Source organism: Streptomyces sp. CA-111067, from assembly GCF_050956065.1.
Lineage (GTDB): Bacteria > Actinomycetota > Actinomycetes > Streptomycetales > Streptomycetaceae > Actinacidiphila.
In genome coordinates, this window is the sequence record NZ_CP192103.1 from 4,619,085 (window position 1) to 4,635,684 (window position 16,600).

The window sequence follows — 16,600 nt, forward strand, 5'->3', positions numbered from 1 at the left end:
CCCAGCCCTCCACTCCCCGCGACGACCGCTCCCGACGAGCGGCCGAGCCGCCAGAGTGCCATCCCGGCCGCCGGGAACGCCCGCGATTTAGCGGGCGCCGCGACCCTCGGGGCGAGGCCCGATCACCGGGTCAGGCGGCGCTGAGCAGGGACAGCACCTGTTCGACGGTGGCCGGCGACTCCCGGTGCAGACCCGGCAGGTCGAGGCCCTCGTCGGCGAGGATCACCAGCAGCGCGTGGTCGCCGACGGCCAGCACCACGACGTAGCCGCCGTTGCACCGGGTGACGACGTCACGCAAGCCCCCGAGCCCGGCCTCCGCGGCCGTACGGCGGCCGAGACCCAGGCTCGCGGCGGCGAGCGCGGCCACCGACTCGGGCTGCGCGGTCGCGGTGTCGGCCGCCACGAGCAGGCCGTCCGCAGTGGAGATCACGGACTCGTTGACGCCCATGACGCGTTCGCGCAGGGACTTGAGCGATCCGACGAGCGCTTCGTACGGTGCGGAACTGGTCATGGTGCACTCTCCTCGGGGCGGTCGTTCGCTGCCCCGCTCTCGGCGACAGGCGGTTCTGCGACGGGTGCTCGGGCGGCGGGGTCGTGGCCGGCGGTGTCGTGCGGGCCGGTGCCGTGGCGGGCAGGGGCTCGGGTGGCGGGTTCCGCGGACGACGCCAGCAGGGCCTGGCGCAGCAGGTGCAGGCCGTGCACGGCGTCCTGGTCCCGGTCGGGGGCTCCGGCGCGCGGCGGGCGGTCGGCGGCACGCGCCGCCGGCAGGTTGCCGCCCGGATTGCGCCGGGGCAGCGGCGCGTCGCCGGTCCGCGGTGACGCGGGCTGTTCGGCGGCCCGGGCGGTCAGCAGCGGGCGGGCCGGCGGCGCGTCACCGTCCCGGACGACGAACCGGCGGGCGGCCAGCCGGGCCAGGTCGAGCATCACCGGGTACACCCCGCGCCCCGAGGTGAAGGCCAGATCGCGCGGTGTGCGGCGCCCGTTGGCGTCGAGCAGCAGCGCGCGGCTGCGGGCCGCGAGCCGGTCGAGGTCGGAGCGGGCGGCAGGACGTACCGCGGTCCGGGCGAACTCGCCGACGGACGGCAGCCGTTCGCGCAGTGTCCGCAGCCGCAGCGCGGTCTCCTCGGTGAGCCGGGCCGGCTCCTGCCCCGGGGAGGCGGCCAGTTCGGGGACGCTGCCGGGGCTGGTGCGCCAACCGGTCACCGGATGCAGGGCCATGGCGAAGGCGCCGTCGAAGATCGCGGCGGTGCAGACGATCGACAGCTCGGCGGCCGAGATCAGGCCCCGGCCCGTCAACGCCGCCTCCAGCCGCTCGCCGTCAGCGCAGGCGGCGAGCGCGGCCTCCCAGTCCTCCTCGCCGATCCGCTGCGACCTGAGCAGCAGCGAGCGGGCGGAGGGGGCGGCCGGGGTCTCGACCGCGCCGACCAGGCCGTCCCGCAGGAAGATCGTGCCGCCGGGCCCGCCCTCCACCTCGACCGCGCCGGTGAAGCCCTCCTGCCGCAGGGAGGTGAGCAGCGAGGGGACGTTCCTGGGTTCGCGGCGCCCGCCGCCCGCCGCCGTCATGCGTGCAGGCCGCCGGCGACGGCTGCCAACTGCCGTGCGGCCAGCGCCAGGTTGGCGTCGGCGCGGTCGAGCACGGCGGAGAGCAGCACCGGATCGCCCTGCCGGGGCACGACGTGCACGACGTGGTAGGTCCTGGAGCCGGTCACCACCACGTTCTCCAACTCCCCCTCCGCGCCCGCCTCGTGCAGCCGCTCGTCGATGAGGGTCAGCAGCCGGCAGACCTCGGATCCGCTGCCGGCCGCGGCGCAGTCGCCCGATTCCGCGTAGGTGAGCCCGGTCACCGCGTCCACGACGGCCGCGCCGGACGCACCCGCGGCGGAAAGGACTTCGCCGAGTACCGAGTCCAGCGCGTCCACGGAGCACCCCTTCACTTTCGAACACTTGGCAGGTTACTTTAACGCCGAAGTCTTTCGATCGTGATCGCGTATGGCGATTCTCAAGTCACGCCGGTCCCGCGCCCGTGCTGTACGCACCTGTGCTGCCCGTGCCAGCGGTGGACCCGCCCGAACCAAGGAAATTCCCAGTGAACATTGAGTCGGCGCTCAAAGAAGCGATGTCCATCGAGGGCGCGATCGGAGTCGCCCTCGTGGACTACGACAGCGGCATGGCGCTCGGAACTCAGGGCGGAGGCAGGGGACTTGACCTGGAGGTGGCGGCGGCCGGCAACACGGAGGTGGTCCGCGCCAAGATCCGCACGCTGTCGATGCTGGCGATCGACGACAGCATCGAGGACATCCTCATCACCCTGGGCTCCCAGTACCACCTGATCCGGCTGCTCACCAGCGCCCGCGGCTCCCTCTTCCTGTACCTCGCGCTCGACCGCAGCCGCGCCAACCTGGCACTGGCCCGCCACGTGCTCCGGGGCATCGAGAGCGACCTCCAGGTCTGACGGCACCCGCGGGTAAGCGCGCCGGCAAGCGCGGCAAAAGTGAATATGCACGCGGCCATTGCCGACCGGTAGTCAGGCAACCGCCCGCCGAATTACCCCTTTCCCGCCCCGCGCCCCACAGAAAACACCCCTCCCACCGGTCGCGCGTCCCCCATGGATTCGCGAGGAACGCATTCAGCACGCACCGTGAGAATTCCGTTTCTGTGCGTGCCCGCCGGTCGGTGTTTCATTGCCGGTGATTGCCCGGAGGGGGGTCGGTGGGGCAGCCCATCTTGCGGCAGTCGGGGTTCGAACACGACATGGTGATCACTCCTCGGTGTGCTGGTTGCCGGGGGCCGCTTCGATCTCGGCCCGCAGCTTCTCGGTGAGCGGCAGCGAGGCGCCGGCCCGGTGGTAGAGGGTGCTCACGAGCACATGCAGCCGCCGCCGGGCTTCCCCGCTGACGGGCCCGGCGAGCGCCTGCCGCAGCTCGGCGAGCGTCCCGGCAAGCGGCCGATCCGCGATCCGCCCGCAAGCGGCCTCCAGCGACCTGACCCGGGGCACGGGCATGGACTCGTCCAACAACCCGCGCACCGAAGGCAGCTCCCCCGCACACTCATCCATCCGGCCGCCCTCTCCTGGCGCCGCCCCGGGCCGGATGTACCGGCCGCGAGGCACTGTGCTGCTGACGCTACGAGCGGACGCCGCACGACCGCGAGCCTTGTGCACCAGTGTGCGCAGATTGCTTCGGCCGGTCCAGATGGCTGAATGCGTTCTTGACGGCTGCGCGTGCCAGCTCGACAGTGGTGCACAACAGCGCACCACATGAGGGAGACCACCGCCATGGCCTTACTGTTCGTCGGCGTCGACCCCGAGACGGGACTCAACGGATCACCCACCGCGTGGGTCGACACCGAAACGCGCGACATCGTCCTGCAGAGCTACACCGCCGACGACGCGACCCGCCAAGAAGCCACCGAGAACACCGTGCCCGGCCACGTGAAGGGCATCCCCGCCCACGAGACCGTCATCCGATTCCCGGCCCACCTGATCCCGCTGCTCAGGAAGGCGTGCGATGCCGCAGATCGACTTTAAGACCCTCATGGACTCCGCCCGCGCCTCCGCCGTGCACCTGGAGATGCGTGATGTCTACGGCGTCGAAGACGAGGCCGACGACTTCGCCGACTGGCGGAAGAGCGGACGGCGCGACGCCGATCCGGCCTCCGACTACTGGGCGCCGTGGATGGACCTGATCTCCAGGGCTCGAAGCCGTGGCGTGGCCGTGCGCCGCGCCCGGATCGTCTCCGAGCCGGTCACCGAGTACATCCGCTACGAGCACGCGGGCACCGCCGTGAACATCCTCGCCGGCGAGGAGGTTCGGTGGCTGCCCCGGCGGCGGGCGGCGACCCTTCTTGTGCCGGGCAGCGACCTGTGGGTCTTCGACGGCGCGACGGTACTGTTCAACCACTTCACCGGCGACGGCAACTGGTCCGCAACTGACATGGAGTTGACCACTGACCCGGCCGTTGCCAGGCAGTGCTCCGAGGCGTTCGAGACGATCTGGGAGCGTGCCGTACCGCACGACCAGTACGAGATCCGCTAACCAGAAAGCACCCGCAGACCTGACCATGCCCACCTCCCCGTCCTCCGCAGCCCAGGCCGCACGTGACGATGTCGCGCGGCGGCTGCGCGGGCTGCGGCGGGCGGCCGGGCTGACGGTCGTCGAGTTGGGCGGTCGGTGCGGGTGGCATCACGCCAAGACGAGTCGGATCGAGAACGGCCGCACCCCGCCTTCCCCGACCGACATCCGGCTGTGGTGCCGCGCGGCGGGCGCCGAGGATCAGGTGGCGGACCTCGTCGCCGCGTCGCTGCACGCCGAGTCGCTCTACACCGAGTGGAGGCGGAAGGCCCGCGACGGGCTGAGGAAGCTGCAGGACAGCTATCTGACGCTGTACCGCTCCACGGAGACGTTCCGGATCTACACCACCACGCTCGTCCCGGGCCTGCTGCAAACCGAGGGCTACGCGCAGGCGTTGCTCAGCACCAACGCCCGTTTCCTCGGCCTGCCTGACGACGGCGAGCAAGCGGCGGCCGCGCGGCTGGAACGCTCGAAGATCATCCATGACTCCGGGCACCGGTTCGTGCTGCTGGTCGAGGAGGCCGTGCTGCGCTACCAGCTCGGCGACGCCGAGGCGATGGCCGCTCAACTCGGCTACCTGCTCAGCGCCGGAGCCCTGCCGGCCGTCTCGCTCGGCATCATCCCCATGGCGACCCGTGAACGCAGGCTGTGGGCCGCCGAGACCTTCAGCGTCTTCGACCAGTCCCTGGTGGCCGTCGAACTGCTGTCCGCGCAGGTCAACGTGACGCAGCCCAGTGAAATCGCCCTCTATCTGCAGGCGTTCGAGCAGCTGCGGCAGATGGCCGTCTACGGGGCCGACGCCCGCGAGCTGATCGTGCGGGCCATCGACGCTCTGCGGTGAGGCCGGTGGCGGAGCCGGGGCTCAGGGGAGGGGGACGATCGTGCAGGCGTGGAGTTTGCGGACGAGTTGGGCGGCGATCAGGTGGCGGGTGCGGGGGTCGGCGTGGTCGAGGAGGGCGTCGTCCACCGTTGTGGGGGAGCGGGGGTGGTAGAGGGCGCCGTAGACGCCGCTGATCGGGGCCTCGCGGACGCGGACGGCGACGTGGCCGGCGCGGAGGTGGGGGCAGGCGCGGGTGGCGAGGCGGGCGCAGGGGAGGCAGACCGGGGGGTGGGTGGCGGCGGTGTCCTCCGGCCAGTCCGGCCAGTCGGGACCCGGGCGGTCGGTCTGGTCGCTGAGCAGCCACAGGATGCCCTGCTCGTTGCGGTCGGCGGGGCCCGCGCACACCTGGCAGAGGAGTCCGCGCATCACGCGGCGCTGCCGTAGCGGGTGGATACGGCCGAGTTGGGGCACGCCCTGCCCCTGCCGCAGGCCGACCCGCGTCCACAGCACGCCGTTGCTGTCGCGGTCCGTGCCGACCTCGTCGGTGTAGGCGATCCGGCCCCACCGGTCGGTGAACAGCCCTGGGCGCAGCGGCTGTTCGGCGCTCCAGGCCGCGATGTACGGGATGTTGGGGTATCGCGCCGCGTAGGCCGTCGGCGCCCCGGCCCGGGCGGGTAAGGGGTTGTCGGGTAAGGGGTTGTCGGGTACGGGCCTGTCGGTCATGCGTGCTCCGTAGGGCGGGTGGCGGCGGGGGCGGCCGGGGTGAACGTCCGCACCCGGCGGGCGCGTTGACAGCAGCCGGGCAGCGGCAGCCCCGTACCGCGTACCGCTCTGCGCAGCGCGTCCCACGGCGGCGGCGCCTCGGGAGGCGAAGGGGGCGCGGACGGTATCGGGGCCCCGGGCGGCTCCGGCGGCTCCGGCGGCCCGGCGGGCAGTGTGGACGCGGGACGCGCCGGCGGCACCGCCACCCGCAGCTCGAACCACACGCTCTTGCCGATCACCCGGGGCACCACCCCCCACCGGTCGGTGAGCGCCGCCACCATCCGCAGCCCCCGGCCGCTCTCCGCCTCGACGTCGTCCCAGGCCGAGACGGGGTCCGAGGCCGGGTCAGGGGCGGGTTCCGGGTCCGGGACCCAGTCCGGGGCCGGGTCGGGCGCCGGGGCCCGGCCGAGCTTCGGCATCCCGGTCGCCCAGTCCCGCACCTCCACCCGCAGCCCGCGATCCTCCAGCCGGTACGTCACCGACACTCGGCTTCCGCGTGCCGCCCGCCCGTGGACGACCGCGTTCGCGACCAGCTCGCTCACGGCCGATTCGAGCGCATCGGCCACTTCGGTGAGTCCCCACTCATCGGCTAACTCCCGCGCCCGGAGCCGGGCCGATCGAACAGCGGGACGAAAACGGCGATAGCGCACCTGTTCCATCCGATGAACCGTCATGTTTACCCCCTTGTATGGTAGTTGGCTGCGATGCCATGCTCGGCGAGTGCCGTAGCCAGGATCGATCCCGGCCGTAGTAGGTACTGTGCACCTTGGGCCTTCCAAAGTGTCAAGTACCCAAAGTGGTGAACTTCCAATACGTGTTGCTCTCGCAGCCACTGAACGGCACACTTGACCTGCACGAAGTACGAGGAAGGCGACCCCGCCCGTGCCCATCAATCACAATCCGACGATCCGTCAGCGACGCCTCGCCCGCCGACTCCGCGACCTGCGGGTCGCCGCGGGCCTCAAGCACGCGGACGTCGCCCGCGTCTTCGAGTCCGCCGAGTCGAAGATCAGCCGCATCGAGGGCGGCCAGTCCGGCATCCGCCTGCCCGACCTGCGCGCGCTTCTGGACGCGTACGGGGTGACGAATCCGGCGGAGCGCGCCGACATCGAGACGTTGTCGCGCAACGCGAGGAAGAAGGGCTGGTGGTCGCGTTACTCGAACGCGGTCGACTCGGAGTACGGCTCCTTCGCGGCGGTCGAATCGGACGCGATCGAGCTGTACAACGTGCAGACCAGTCTGATCCCCGGCCTGCTGCAAACCCCCGAATACACCCAGGCGCTCATCGAATTGCAGGTGCCGGACGCGACACCGGAGCACGTGACGGCGCAGCGCGAGGTGCGGGCCGAGCGGCGCAACGTGCTCACCAAGCCGACGCCCGTGCAGTTCTGGGGGATCGTCGCGGAGAGCGTGCTGTACCACCAGGTCGGCGGCAAGAAGGTGATGTCCGAGCAGTTGGACGCGCTGATCGAGGACAGCCGGATGCCGAACGTCCAGCTCCAGGTGCTGCCGCAGGACGACCCGATGAACGCGTGCCTCTACGGGCCGTTCGTCATCATGAGTTTCGCCTCGACGGCCGAGACGGACATCGTCTACACCGAGTCGCCGACCAGCACCGTGTACTACGAGGAAACCCCCGACGTGGACTCGTACACCACGTTGTTCCGCCGCCTCAACATGGCGGCATCAAGCGTCACCAAGTCACGGGCGCTCATCGCGGACGCCCTCAAGGAAATGAGTTAGCGCAATGACGTCGCACATCGAGTCTGCTTCGGCCGCGCGCCTGGAGTGGGTGAAGTCCTCCTTCTCCGGCAACAACGGCGACTGCGTCGAGGTCGCCGCCCTCCCCGACGGCGCCCGCGCGCTGCGCGACAGCAAGAACCCCGACGGCCCGGCGCTGGTCTTCCCGGCCGCGGAGTTCACCGCGTTCGTGTCCGGCGTGGCCGCCGGGGAGTTCAACGCGCTGTAGCAGCAGACCCGTTGTGCGGCAGTGATGACGCGCCCCACCGCCCCGGCGGCGGGGCGCCCTTCGTCGTGTCCGGGTCAGCCCAGGAAGCGGCGGCCCACGGTGTGGACGGCCTCCTGGAGTTCGGGGGGCTTGACGACCTTGAACGGAGCCTGGATCGCAGTGAGTTGGGCCGCGTACCAGGACGTGTCCTCCGTCGTCGCCACCACGCGGGTGCGCGTCGGGGTGAGCGGGTCGCAGCGGCCCAGGCTGCGGGGGATCCAGGTGGCGACGGTCGCCGCGGGGGCCTCGACGGTGAGCTCGACGTCGTACTGCCAGCCCTCCGCGAGGTGTTCCTCCAGGGCCTGGACCGGGTTCAGGCCGGGCGGGGCCGTGAACGTCGTGTCGAGGACGTCGACGGCGGTCACCCGGTCCAGCCGCAGCACCCGGCGGGCGTCCACCGCGTGCGACCAGCACAGCAGGTACCAGCGGCCGCGGCTGACGACGACGGCCCACGGGTCGACGTCCGTGGTGCGGTCCCGGCCGGGGCCCGGACAGTAGCCGATCCGCAGCCGGCGGCGGGCGGCGCAGGACTGGACGAGGAGCGCGGTGGTCTCCGGGTGCGGGCTGGAGGCACCGGTGTCGCCGCCGTAGGTGCTGACCCGGCGGATCGCCTCGGCCGGGCCCGCCACCGGTTCCGGCAGCACCCGCATGATCTTGCCGATCGCGCTGCCCACCGGATCGTCCGGGTCGGCGGCGTCGTGATGCCCGTCGAGGACGGCCATCACCAGGCCGAGCGCCTCGGTCGTGGTGAACATCAGCGGCGGCAGCCGCAGTCCGCGCCCGACCCGGTAACCGCCGTGCGGGCCGCGGGCGGACTCGATCGGGACGGCGGCCTCGCGCAGGATGCCGACGTAGCGGCGTACCGCGCGTTCGGAGACGCCGAGCCGGCTGGAGAGGCGGGCCGCGGTGATGCCGGGGCTGTTCTGGACGAGTTCGAGGAGCAGCAGGGCCCGGGCGGTCGGGCTCTCGTCCGGTCCCATCGGGTTCCTCCCCGCGGTTCGCCGCCATTCCGGACGTGGATCGTCCGGAATGGACGATAGCTTGCCGCCCATGGATGAGAGCAACGAGGCGGTCCTGCGGGAGCCGCCGGTCGCGGGGAACGAGGCCGATACGCTGATCGGCTCGCTGGAGCGGCAGCGGCGGACGTTCGCCTGGAAGTGCGGCGGGCTGGACGCGGCGGGGCTGCGCAAGACGGTCGGGCCGTCGCCGGTCACGCTGGGCGGACTGCTCAAGCACCTGGCGCTGGTGGAGGACGACATGTTCTCGCGGCGGCTGCTCGGGCGGGAGTTGTCGCCGCCCTGGGCGGTGGTGGACTGGGACGCGGACCCCGACTGGGAGTGGCGGACGGCGGCGGACGACAGCCCGGAGCAGCTGATGGCGCTCTGGGAGGAGTCCGTGGCGCGGTCGCGCGCGGGCGTGCGGCTCGCGCTGGAGGAGGGCGGGCCCGGGTTCGCCGGGGCGATCACGTTCAGGAACGGTGAATCGCCCAGCCTGCGGCGGCTGCTGGTCGACATGATCGAGGAGTACGCGCGGCACGTGGGGCACGCGGACCTGATCCGCGAGTCCGTCGACGGCCTGGTCGGAGAGGACCCGCCGCAGTGACGCCGCCGGAGAGGGAGCAGGAGCAGGCGCAGGAGCCGGGCGGGCCGATCGCGGTAGAACGGTTCACCGTCCTGCCGGCGAACGAGGCTTCACGCGACGACCTCGAAGCGGTCTTCGGGACGACCGGTGAACCGGCGCGCTGCCGCTGCCAGTTCTTCAAGATCCGGGACAAGGACTGGAGTTCGGTGCCGGTCGGCGAACGGGCGGCGGGCCTGCGCGAGCAGACCGGTTGCGGGACGCCCGGCGCCCCCTCGACCAGCGGGCTCGTCTGCTACCTGGACGGCGAGCCCGTCGGCTGGGTCGCGGTCGAACCCCGCACCGCCTACCCCCGCTTGACCCGCACCCGCGTCCCGTGGACCGGCCGCGACGAGGACAAGGACGACCCCGGCGTCTGGTCGGTGACCTGCTTCGTCACCCGCAAGGGCTTCCGCCGCCGAGGCGTCACCTACGCCCTCGCCCGCGCGACGATCCCCTTCGCCCGCGAGCGGGGCGCGCGAGCGCTGGAGGGCTACCCGATGATCACCCGCCCGGGCGTGGACATCACGTGGGGCGAGCTGTACGTCGGCAGCCGGCAGGTGTTCGAGGAGGCGGGCTTCACGGAGGTGAGCAAGCCGACGTTGCGGAGGGTCGTGATGCGGGTCGAGTTCTGAGCGGGGGCCCTCCGGGCCGGCTCATGACTGGGGGTGCGCCTTGGGGTTGCGTGGTCGGGTGCGGGTGCGCTGTGGCTTGTCGCGCAGTTCCCCGCGCCCCTGACGGGGCGTCTCCTCCGGGTGCGTCGCGCCCGCGCGGCGGCAGCCGCAGATCGGACACAGCCCCGCGCCCCTTACGGGCCCGGTCCCCGGGGCAGGAGGGCGTCAATTCGGTGTGAACGTGCGGACGTAGCGGCGCTGCCAGGGGGTTTCCACGGCGTGGCTGTCGTAGTGCCGGCGCACGAAGGCGACCGCCTCGGCGGGCGGGACGCCGTCGATGACGGCGAGCAGGGCCAGGGCGGTGCCGGTGCGGCCGCGGCCGCCGACGCATGCGAACTCGACGCGGTCCCGCTCGGCGCGGTGCCAGACGTCGGCGAGGAGGCGCGCGGTCGCGGCGCGGTCGGTGGGGAGGCGGAAGTCCGGCCAGTGCAGCCAGTGGCTTTCCCAGGGGGTCGCGGGTGGGGCCTTCCCCAGGAGATAGACGCCGAGGGTCGGCGCCGGCCCCTCCGGCAGCGGGTGCCGCAACCCGCGGCCGAGGATGAGCCGCCCGGACGGCAGCTTCAGCACGCCGGGGGCGGAAGGATCCCATGGGTCGGCCATCCGGCCAGGTTAGGCGCGCACGCTTTGGGGTTGCGGGGTCGGGTGCGGGTCCGCTGTGGCTGGTGGCGCAGTTCCCCGCGCCCCTAGGTGGGTGGCCCCTGAGGTCGCGCGGTCGGCTGCGGGTCCGCTGTGGCTTGTCGCGCAGTTCCCCGCGCCCCTGACGGGGCGTCTCCTCCGGGTGCGTCGCGCCCGCGCGGCGGCAGCCGCAAATCGGACACAGCCCCGCGCCCCTTTCGGGTCGCGTCGCCCCGGGGTGTGTCGCGCCCGCGCGGCGGCAGCCGCAGATTGGGTACAGCCCCGCGCCCCTGGGTGGGTGGCCCCTGAGGTCGCGCGGTCGGGTGCGGGTCCGTTGTGGCTGGTGGCGCAGTTCCCCGCGCCCCTTACGGGTCGCGTCGCCCCCGGCGCGAGTCCCCCGGCGTGTGTCGCGCCCGCGCGGCGGCAGCCGCAGATTGGGTACAGCCCCGCGCCCCTTTCGGGTCGCGTCGCCCCGGCGTGTGTCGCGCCCGCGGGGGCTTGTGGGAAGGTGGCGCGATGGGTGTTGAGGGTGGGGTTGACTGGGGGCGGGTTGTTGAACGGGGGTTTTTGTGGCCCGGTGGGGATGCTGCGGGGGTGGCTCGGGAGCTCGGGCGGGTGCTTGGTGCTCGGGATCCGGGTTTGCGGGATGACTGCGGGTATACCGCTACCGCGCGGTGGGTCGGGGAGGGGCGGCTCGATGGCGTGCTCGGCGTTTTGGGGGATTCCGCCGCGGAGCGGCTGACGCATTCTGAGGTGCAGGCGCGGGCGTTCGCGCCGCTGGTGTTGCGGGTGGTGCTCGACCGGGGGCTTGTCGGGGAGGGCGACGTGCGGCGGTGGTACGGCGCGTTCGCCGGGTGGTATCCGCGGGAGCGGGACGTGCGCGGGTGGGACGACGAGCTCGGGTGGCTGCACGCCGTCGCCCACGGGGCCGACGCCGCCGCCGCGTTCGCCAAGGCGGTGCCCGAACTCCGTTGCGAGATCCTGCAGTTGTGCGCGACGCGGTTCACCGTGACCGACACCGACTACCGCTACGTGCAGATGGAGGACGCCCGGCTGGCCCGGGCGGTCACCCGGATCCTGCTCGCCCCCGGCCTCACCGAAGCGGAGGCCACCGGCTGGCTCGACATCGTCGCCGCGCGGCTCGAAGGCGGCGGGCCCGGGGCCGTTGAGCCGTGGGCGTTCAACACGTTCGCCACCCTCCAGGCCCTGCACCTGCACCTGGTCCGCGGGCTCGCGGACGGCGAGGGCGTACCCCCGCACGCCCCGGCCGTCGCCGGCCGCGTCGCCGAACTGCTGCGGCTGCCGTACTACTGGCTCGGCTGACCCCCGAAAGCGCCCTGATCGCAGTATGCGCGGCCGCCCGGGGGTGTTCCCGGACGGCCGCGCGGTCTTGTGCGGTGCAGTTGTGGATGCTACTCGCGGTAGCGGCCCGCGGGGCGCTCCTGTGCAAGATCCACAGGAAGCTGCCGCGCGGTGTTCACCGGATTGCCGGTCCTTACCAGGTGGTCGGGGCCGGCGGCGGGACGACGGCCGGGCGGTCGTCGCAGGTGATCGTGTTCGGGAGTTCCCACGAGGCCAGCCAGGGCCCGGTGGTGCCGCCGCCGTCGTTGCCGCCGAGGTCGGTCACCGCGAACTCCGAGCCCGTGGGCGTGAAGTTGAACGAGCCGCAGTTGTTGATGCCGACCGCGCCGACGTTGCGGGCGTCCACGTTCTGGAAGGTGGCGCCGCCGGACGACCTGGCGCTGAGCACCGAGGTACCGGTGCCGTCCACCTTGATGTCCTTGAAGTGCACGTTGGTGATCGAGTACAGGTCCTTCACCGGGAAGTCGGACACCAGCATGATCGCGTTGTAGGTGTTGTCGAGGAAGTTGTCCCCGGTCACCTGGATGTCCGCGTCGATGTTCTTCTCCAGCGCGTAGAACCAGATCGCGCCGAGCCCGATGTTCCAGTTGAGCTCGTACGTCCCGGCCCTGACCGTGGTGTTGTCGGTGATCGACAGCTTGCCGGTGAACGCCTCGGAGCCGAACCGGGAGCCGACCTGGATGGCGCTGCCCTCGCGGATCGGGTCCGCGATCAGGTTGTCCGAGACGGTGTTGTCGGTGCCGCCGTAGATCGCGATGCCGTTGGCGAGCACCGGGGTCTGGACGGTGTTGTGGTCGAACGTGTTGTTCGCGTCCTCGGTCTTCTCCGACCACATCGCCAGGCCGTCGTCACCGGAGTTGCGCACGAAGGTGTTCGACACCGACGAATTCGTCACGCCGGTGTGGAAGTTGACCCCGTCGGCGATCTGGTCGACGATCACGTCGTTGGTGATCTTCAGGTTCTTCATCGGGCCGTCCAGCCAGATGCCGACCTTGGTGTGCTGGATGTACAGCCCGTCGATGGTCGAGTTGCTCAGCGCGCCGCCGATCCCGTTGACCTGGTCGGTGTCCACCCGCTCGCGGACGTCGCCCTGGATCGCGAAACCGGACAGGTGGACGTTCGAACTGCCGCCCGCCGAAGCGTCCTTGCCGTAGAAGCCGACGCCGGAGTGCACGGAGCCGTCGGGCGCCGGGGTGCTCAGCGTCACCTGGTGGCCCTTGATGACCGTGTACCAGTTGCCGGCGCCCTCGATCGTCACGTTGTCGACGATGATGTGCCGGTTGACCTGGTACGTGCCCGGCGGGATGTAGACCTTCAGGTGGGCGGCCTTGGCGAACGCGATGGCCTTGTCGATGGCCGGCGCGGAGTCCCGGCGGCCGGTCGGATCGGCCCCGAACAGCAGCACGTTGGCGGCCACGATGTCGATCTTCGGCGGCGCGACGAGCTGCGAGTCGAGCAGGTCGATCGTGGTGGTCGCGGCGCCGGCCGGGACCGCCAGCCGCACCTTGTCACCGGCCTTGTAGGTACGGCCGAGCAGCATCCGCTGCTCGTCGTAGAAGTGGTTCGGCCGGAACGGCTTGGCGAACACCGGGGTCGGCGTGGTGTCCTGCGGCACGCAACTGCACTCCGTCACCCAGTAGTCGGGGTGCAGGATGTCGGCGTTGGGGTCGTTCGAGAACGGGTACAGGTTGTACAGCCACGCGTACTGCGAGGTCAGCGTCATGGACTTCTTGGCGCCGCCGTTGACCGTGACGTTCAGCGGCGAGGTGATGCCGCCGCCGGTCGGCGCGTCCGGGATGCTGTAGCGCACGTTGATCGCGTTGGTGGCGCTCGGCAGCGTGAACTCCACGTACTGGCCCGGCTTCAGCGTCACCGCCGAGCGGCCGGACGCCTCCGCGGGCAGCGTGTACGCGTCCCGGCCGGGGCCGATGACGGTGCCGTCGGTGGCGGCGCTCTCCGCCTCCTGCTCGGCGAAGCCGACGTTCGCGCCGCGGCCCGCGCTGAGCGACGGGTCGAGGGCGGCGCGGGTGACGGCCGGGGCGGCGGCCGGCGCGCCGTGCCCGGCCCCGGTTCCGTGACCGGTGCCCGCGAACGCCGGGGCGCCGGCCAGCATGCCGAGGCCCACGGCGGTCGCGGTCACCGACGCGACGGCTACGGCGGTTCTTCGGCGCGATCTGCCGGACCAGTTCGCCACAGCACCTGTGATGCGACGTGACATCGAAAGCTCGATTCTCTCGGGAGAGTGTCGGGAGCGTGAGCGCCTGAGGCGCACTGGGCGCGGGGAGGCGGAGAGAGCGTCAGGCGAGGTGACATTAGAGCCGGAGCGTCACGTTCCACAAGGTTCGTGCGAGATGATTTCGCATCTTTGCCGGTGAGGTACGGGCGAGCGTTTATTTCTTGCGGTGATTCTGTGTGTCGTTGCAAAACGGGTGGGGCGGGACGGGCTTGATGGGGTAGGAATGACGAAAGCGCCATCTGCGACCCGGGGCGGGGTTCGCGGATGGCGCTCTCGGTTTTTCGGGCGCGGGGGTCAGTCCTTGGCGTCGGTCTTCTCGGGCTCGGCGTCGGCCTTCTCGGCCTCGGCGGCCGTCTCGGCGTCCGGGGCTTCCGGCTCCTCGGGCTCCTCCGGCTCCTCGACCTCGTCGGGGGCGTCCTCGAAACGGGCGTCGAGTACGGCGTCCAGGTCGGCCGTCCACTGCTTGAGCGTGCCGCGGGACGGCGCCTCGACGTCGGCCTGGTACGAGCGGCGGCCGGTCGTGTACACGGTCACGCTGAACCGGCGGGAGAAGCGCGGGCTGTCCATCTCGACAGCGCCGATCTCGTCCCAGCCGAACTCGGCGACCTCGCCGTCCAGCGTGAACGTGATGCCGGGCCGGTTCGCGACGATCGAGGCGCGGCGGTCGGAGATCTCGAAGACCGGGAGGTCGTCCTCGACGTCCTCCTCCTCGGCCGCCTCCGCGGCGGCCTCGTCCTCGTCGTCCTCGTCCACGGTCAGGATCGCGGGCACGGCGGGGGCCGCCTCCTCGGAGGCGGTGCTCTCAGGCGGTGCCGCCACCGCCTCTTCCGGCTCCTCCGCCGCGGGCCCCTCGGCGGGGGGCGGCGGCAGCAGTCCGGGTACGTATGCCGGATCTGTCCCGGCAGCGTGCATCGGCGGGACGATCGGTCCTATGCGTTGCTCCACGGCGGGCAGTATGGCGGAAGAACCTGTGCTGTCAACTTTCGGGGCCGCAGAACGAGACCGGGGCGCCCTTGCCGGGGCGCGTCTTCGTCGGTGCGGGGGAGAATGGCGGGACGGTTGTCGTGAGGAGGAGTTCCTTATGGGGGGTGTCACGGCGCTCGCGCCGGGAGGGAATGCGCAGCTTCGCGGGAGCGGCGCGCGGGCGCGGGTGGTGGCGGGTGGGGCGCCGGTGGATGTGTCGGCCGTGCTGCTGACCGCCGCGCGGAAGGTGCGGGGGGACGGCGACCTCGTGTTCTACAACCATCCCGCACAGGACGGCGTCACCGTGGACGCGGACAGCGTCGGCATCGACTTCGCGCGGATGCCCGGTGAGGTGCAGACCGTCGCCGTCGTGGCGAGCGTGGACGCGGCCAGGCCCGGCGCCGTCTTCGACGCGGCGAGCACGCCGAGGGTGGAGATCAGCGACGGCGGGCAGCAGCTGGAGTTCACGCCGCCGCCGCTGCACCTGGGGGAGACGGTCGTCGTGCTGGCCGAGTTCTACCGGCGCGGCGACGGGTGGAAGGCGCGGGCCGTCGGGCAGGGGTACGCCACCGGACTGGCCGGGCTCGCCGCGGACTTCGGCGTCGTGGTGGACGACCCGGGCCCGGCCGCCCCGCCGCAGCCGGTCGAGCAGCCGGTCCAACCCCCGCCGCCCGCAAGGCCGTTCACCCCGCCGCCGCCGCCGCCGCCCCCGCCGCCGCCCCCTCCCGCCCCGCCGGTCGCCGCGCCCGCGATCAGCCTGGAGAAGGTGCAGCGCTCCGCGCCCGCCCTCGTCGACCTCTACAAGCAGGCCGGGATCTCGCTCACCAAGCAGGGGCTCGCGGGGCAACGGGCCGCCGTCTACCTCGTACTGGACCACTCGTCGAGCATGAAGGGGCACTACAAGAACGGCACCATGCAGCACCTCGCCGAGCAGGTGCTCGGGCTGTCGGCCAACCTGGACGACGACGGGATCGTGCCGCTCGTCTTCTTCGCCAACGGCGTCCAACTCGTCTCCGAGATCGGCCTCGACAACTACTCCCACCGCGTCCAGGCCCTGCAGAAGAAGGCCCGTTGGGGCGGTACCGCCTACACGCCCGCCATGCAGGCGGTCATCCAGCACTACGGGGCCAGCGGCGCCACCGACCCCGCGTTCGTGGTGTTCCAGACCGACGGGGAGCCGTTCGACCGCCGGCAGACCGTCGATCTGCTGCGCCAGACCAGCGCGCTGCCGATCTTCTGGCAGTTCGTCGGCTTCGGGCACAGCCGCAATCTGAGCTTCCTGCAGAGCCTGGACACCCTCACCGGGCGGGTCATCGACAACGCCGGGTTCTTCCCGGCCGGCGAGGACCCGCGGGCCCGCCCCGACGCGGCCCTCTATGACGCCCTGATGAGCGAGTTCCCCAGCTGGCTCAGGCTGGCCCGGCAGGCCGGCATCGTCCGCTGACATGCCGACGGCCGCCGCACGGAGGGGAT

At 71.9% G+C, this 16,600-nt stretch carries 20 protein-coding genes; 10 read left to right on the top strand and 10 right to left on the bottom strand.

Translation table 11 applies throughout. The features are described from left to right. Positions 1-130 precede the first annotated feature (130 nt). Genes ACQPW6_RS20130 through ACQPW6_RS20140 form a run of 3 tightly spaced genes read right to left on the bottom strand, consistent with a single transcriptional unit; the run spans position 131 to position 1,919 of the window. Positions 131-511 carry a roadblock/LC7 domain-containing protein gene (locus ACQPW6_RS20130; RefSeq protein ID WP_433891038.1) on the bottom strand — a complete coding sequence of 127 codons (381 nt, stop codon included), beginning with the start codon at positions 509-511 and terminating at the stop codon, positions 131-133. Continuing rightward, positions 508-1,563 (bottom strand): hypothetical protein, encoded by a 1,056-nt coding sequence (locus tag ACQPW6_RS20135; protein ID WP_433891039.1) that lies wholly within the window; start codon positions 1,561-1,563, stop codon positions 508-510. Before ACQPW6_RS20135 ends, ACQPW6_RS20130 begins: the two co-directional genes overlap by 4 nt. Further along, a complete protein-coding gene (locus ACQPW6_RS20140) occupies positions 1,560-1,919 on the bottom strand; it encodes a hypothetical protein (RefSeq protein WP_433891040.1) in 360 nt (119 codons plus the stop codon). The genes ACQPW6_RS20135 and ACQPW6_RS20140 overlap by 4 nt, the downstream gene beginning before the upstream one ends. A 167-nt stretch (positions 1,920-2,086) precedes the next feature. Between ACQPW6_RS20140 and ACQPW6_RS20145 the strand changes: the two genes are divergently transcribed. Further along, positions 2,087-2,452, top strand: a complete 366-nt coding sequence (locus tag ACQPW6_RS20145; protein ID WP_433891041.1) for a hypothetical protein — start codon at positions 2,087-2,089, stop codon at positions 2,450-2,452. Between the two features lie 306 nt (positions 2,453-2,758). On the opposite strand, the gene ACQPW6_RS20150 is transcribed toward ACQPW6_RS20145, so the two are convergent. Then, positions 2,759-3,055 carry a hypothetical protein gene (locus ACQPW6_RS20150; protein WP_433891042.1) on the bottom strand — a complete coding sequence of 99 codons (297 nt, stop codon included), beginning with the start codon at positions 3,053-3,055 and terminating at the stop codon, positions 2,759-2,761. 219 nt (positions 3,056-3,274) lie between these two features. On the opposite strand from ACQPW6_RS20150, the gene ACQPW6_RS20155 reads away from it, so the two are divergent. Genes ACQPW6_RS20155 through ACQPW6_RS20165 form a run of 3 tightly spaced genes read left to right on the top strand, consistent with a single transcriptional unit; the run spans position 3,275 to position 4,911 of the window. Further along, positions 3,275-3,526 carry a hypothetical protein gene (locus ACQPW6_RS20155; protein WP_433891043.1) on the top strand — a complete coding sequence of 84 codons (252 nt, stop codon included), beginning with the start codon at positions 3,275-3,277 and terminating at the stop codon, positions 3,524-3,526. Then, complete coding sequence (locus ACQPW6_RS20160) at positions 3,507-4,034, top strand: DUF6879 family protein (RefSeq protein WP_433891044.1); 528 nt, start codon at positions 3,507-3,509, stop codon at positions 4,032-4,034. The genes ACQPW6_RS20155 and ACQPW6_RS20160 overlap by 20 nt, the downstream gene beginning before the upstream one ends. Before the next feature lie 25 nt (positions 4,035-4,059). Continuing rightward, complete coding sequence (locus ACQPW6_RS20165) at positions 4,060-4,911, top strand: DUF5753 domain-containing protein (RefSeq protein WP_433891045.1); 852 nt, start codon at positions 4,060-4,062, stop codon at positions 4,909-4,911. A gap of 21 nt (positions 4,912-4,932) precedes the next feature. Here the strand turns inward: ACQPW6_RS20165 and ACQPW6_RS20170 are convergent, their stop codons facing one another. Next, a complete protein-coding gene (locus tag ACQPW6_RS20170; protein WP_433891046.1) occupies positions 4,933-5,613 on the bottom strand; it encodes a hypothetical protein in 681 nt (226 codons plus the stop codon). Then, a complete protein-coding gene (locus ACQPW6_RS20175; protein ID WP_433891047.1) occupies positions 5,610-6,542 on the bottom strand; it encodes an ATP-binding protein in 933 nt (310 codons plus the stop codon). Before ACQPW6_RS20175 ends, ACQPW6_RS20170 begins: the two co-directional genes overlap by 4 nt. Between ACQPW6_RS20175 and ACQPW6_RS20180 the strand changes: the two genes are divergently transcribed. Both ACQPW6_RS20180 and ACQPW6_RS20185 read left to right on the top strand, forming a co-directional pair. Further along, positions 6,535-7,395, top strand: a complete 861-nt coding sequence (locus ACQPW6_RS20180) for a helix-turn-helix domain-containing protein (protein ID WP_433891048.1) — start codon at positions 6,535-6,537, stop codon at positions 7,393-7,395. The genes ACQPW6_RS20175 and ACQPW6_RS20180 overlap by 8 nt on opposite strands. 4 nt (positions 7,396-7,399) lie before the next feature. Then, positions 7,400-7,621: a DUF397 domain-containing protein gene (locus ACQPW6_RS20185; protein ID WP_433891049.1), complete on the top strand. Its 222-nt coding sequence runs from the start codon at positions 7,400-7,402 to the stop codon at positions 7,619-7,621. Between the two features lie 74 nt (positions 7,622-7,695). Here ACQPW6_RS20185 and ACQPW6_RS20190 read toward each other — a convergent pair whose 3' ends face one another. Next, on the bottom strand, positions 7,696-8,640 hold the full coding sequence (locus ACQPW6_RS20190; protein ID WP_433891050.1) for a helix-turn-helix transcriptional regulator: 945 nt from the start codon (positions 8,638-8,640) through the stop codon (positions 7,696-7,698). Between the two features lie 70 nt (positions 8,641-8,710). On the opposite strand from ACQPW6_RS20190, the gene ACQPW6_RS20195 reads away from it, so the two are divergent. Beyond that, positions 8,711-9,262, top strand: a complete 552-nt coding sequence (locus ACQPW6_RS20195; RefSeq protein ID WP_433891051.1) for a DinB family protein — start codon at positions 8,711-8,713, stop codon at positions 9,260-9,262. Further along, on the top strand, positions 9,259-9,912 hold the full coding sequence (locus ACQPW6_RS20200) for a GNAT family N-acetyltransferase (protein ID WP_433891052.1): 654 nt from the start codon (positions 9,259-9,261) through the stop codon (positions 9,910-9,912). Before ACQPW6_RS20195 ends, ACQPW6_RS20200 begins: the two co-directional genes overlap by 4 nt. Before the next feature lie 204 nt (positions 9,913-10,116). Here ACQPW6_RS20200 and ACQPW6_RS20205 read toward each other — a convergent pair whose 3' ends face one another. After that, positions 10,117-10,551, bottom strand: a complete 435-nt coding sequence (locus tag ACQPW6_RS20205) for a protein-tyrosine phosphatase family protein (protein WP_433891053.1) — start codon at positions 10,549-10,551, stop codon at positions 10,117-10,119. Between the two features lie 717 nt (positions 10,552-11,268). Between ACQPW6_RS20205 and ACQPW6_RS20210 the strand changes: the two genes are divergently transcribed. Further along, on the top strand, positions 11,269-11,889 hold the full coding sequence (locus ACQPW6_RS20210; RefSeq protein WP_433891054.1) for a DUF2785 domain-containing protein: 621 nt from the start codon (positions 11,269-11,271) through the stop codon (positions 11,887-11,889). 172 nt (positions 11,890-12,061) lie between these two features. On the opposite strand, the gene ACQPW6_RS20215 is transcribed toward ACQPW6_RS20210, so the two are convergent. Both ACQPW6_RS20215 and ACQPW6_RS20220 read right to left on the bottom strand, forming a co-directional pair. Next, a complete protein-coding gene (locus ACQPW6_RS20215; RefSeq protein ID WP_433891055.1) occupies positions 12,062-14,146 on the bottom strand; it encodes a glycosyl hydrolase family 28-related protein in 2,085 nt (694 codons plus the stop codon). 312 nt (positions 14,147-14,458) lie between these two features. After that, the gene (locus tag ACQPW6_RS20220; RefSeq protein WP_433891056.1) at positions 14,459-15,109 is read right to left on the bottom strand and encodes a hypothetical protein; all 651 of its coding nucleotides are present in this window, start codon (positions 15,107-15,109) and stop codon (positions 14,459-14,461) included. Positions 15,110-15,335: 226 nt separating this feature from the next. Between ACQPW6_RS20220 and ACQPW6_RS20225 the strand changes: the two genes are divergently transcribed. After that, positions 15,336-16,571 (top strand): VWA domain-containing protein, encoded by a 1,236-nt coding sequence (locus ACQPW6_RS20225; protein ID WP_433891057.1) that lies wholly within the window; start codon positions 15,336-15,338, stop codon positions 16,569-16,571. Positions 16,572-16,600 lie beyond the last annotated feature (29 nt).

Coding starts and splice junctions, on each gene's coding strand:
- ACQPW6_RS20130 (WP_433891038.1), bottom strand. CDS start 511: ATGACCAGTTCCGCACCGTACGAAGCGCTCGTCGGATCGCTCAAGTCC.
- ACQPW6_RS20135 (WP_433891039.1), bottom strand. CDS start 1,563: ATGACGGCGGCGGGCGGCGGGCGCCGCGAACCCAGGAACGTCCCCTCG.
- ACQPW6_RS20150 (WP_433891042.1), bottom strand. CDS start 3,055: ATGGATGAGTGTGCGGGGGAGCTGCCTTCGGTGCGCGGGTTGTTGGAC.
- ACQPW6_RS20155 (WP_433891043.1), top strand. CDS start 3,275: ATGGCCTTACTGTTCGTCGGCGTCGACCCCGAGACGGGACTCAACGGA.
- ACQPW6_RS20160 (WP_433891044.1), top strand. CDS start 3,507: ATGCCGCAGATCGACTTTAAGACCCTCATGGACTCCGCCCGCGCCTCC.
- ACQPW6_RS20165 (WP_433891045.1), top strand. CDS start 4,060: ATGCCCACCTCCCCGTCCTCCGCAGCCCAGGCCGCACGTGACGATGTC.
- ACQPW6_RS20170 (WP_433891046.1), bottom strand. CDS start 5,613: ATGACCGACAGGCCCGTACCCGACAACCCCTTACCCGACAACCCCTTA.
- ACQPW6_RS20175 (WP_433891047.1), bottom strand. CDS start 6,542: ATGGGCACGGGCGGGGTCGCCTTCCTCGTACTTCGTGCAGGTCAAGTG.
- ACQPW6_RS20185 (WP_433891049.1), top strand. CDS start 7,400: ATGACGTCGCACATCGAGTCTGCTTCGGCCGCGCGCCTGGAGTGGGTG.
- ACQPW6_RS20190 (WP_433891050.1), bottom strand. CDS start 8,640: ATGGGACCGGACGAGAGCCCGACCGCCCGGGCCCTGCTGCTCCTCGAA.
- ACQPW6_RS20195 (WP_433891051.1), top strand. CDS start 8,711: ATGGATGAGAGCAACGAGGCGGTCCTGCGGGAGCCGCCGGTCGCGGGG.
- ACQPW6_RS20205 (WP_433891053.1), bottom strand. CDS start 10,551: ATGGCCGACCCATGGGATCCTTCCGCCCCCGGCGTGCTGAAGCTGCCG.
- ACQPW6_RS20215 (WP_433891055.1), bottom strand. CDS start 14,146: ATGTCACGTCGCATCACAGGTGCTGTGGCGAACTGGTCCGGCAGATCG.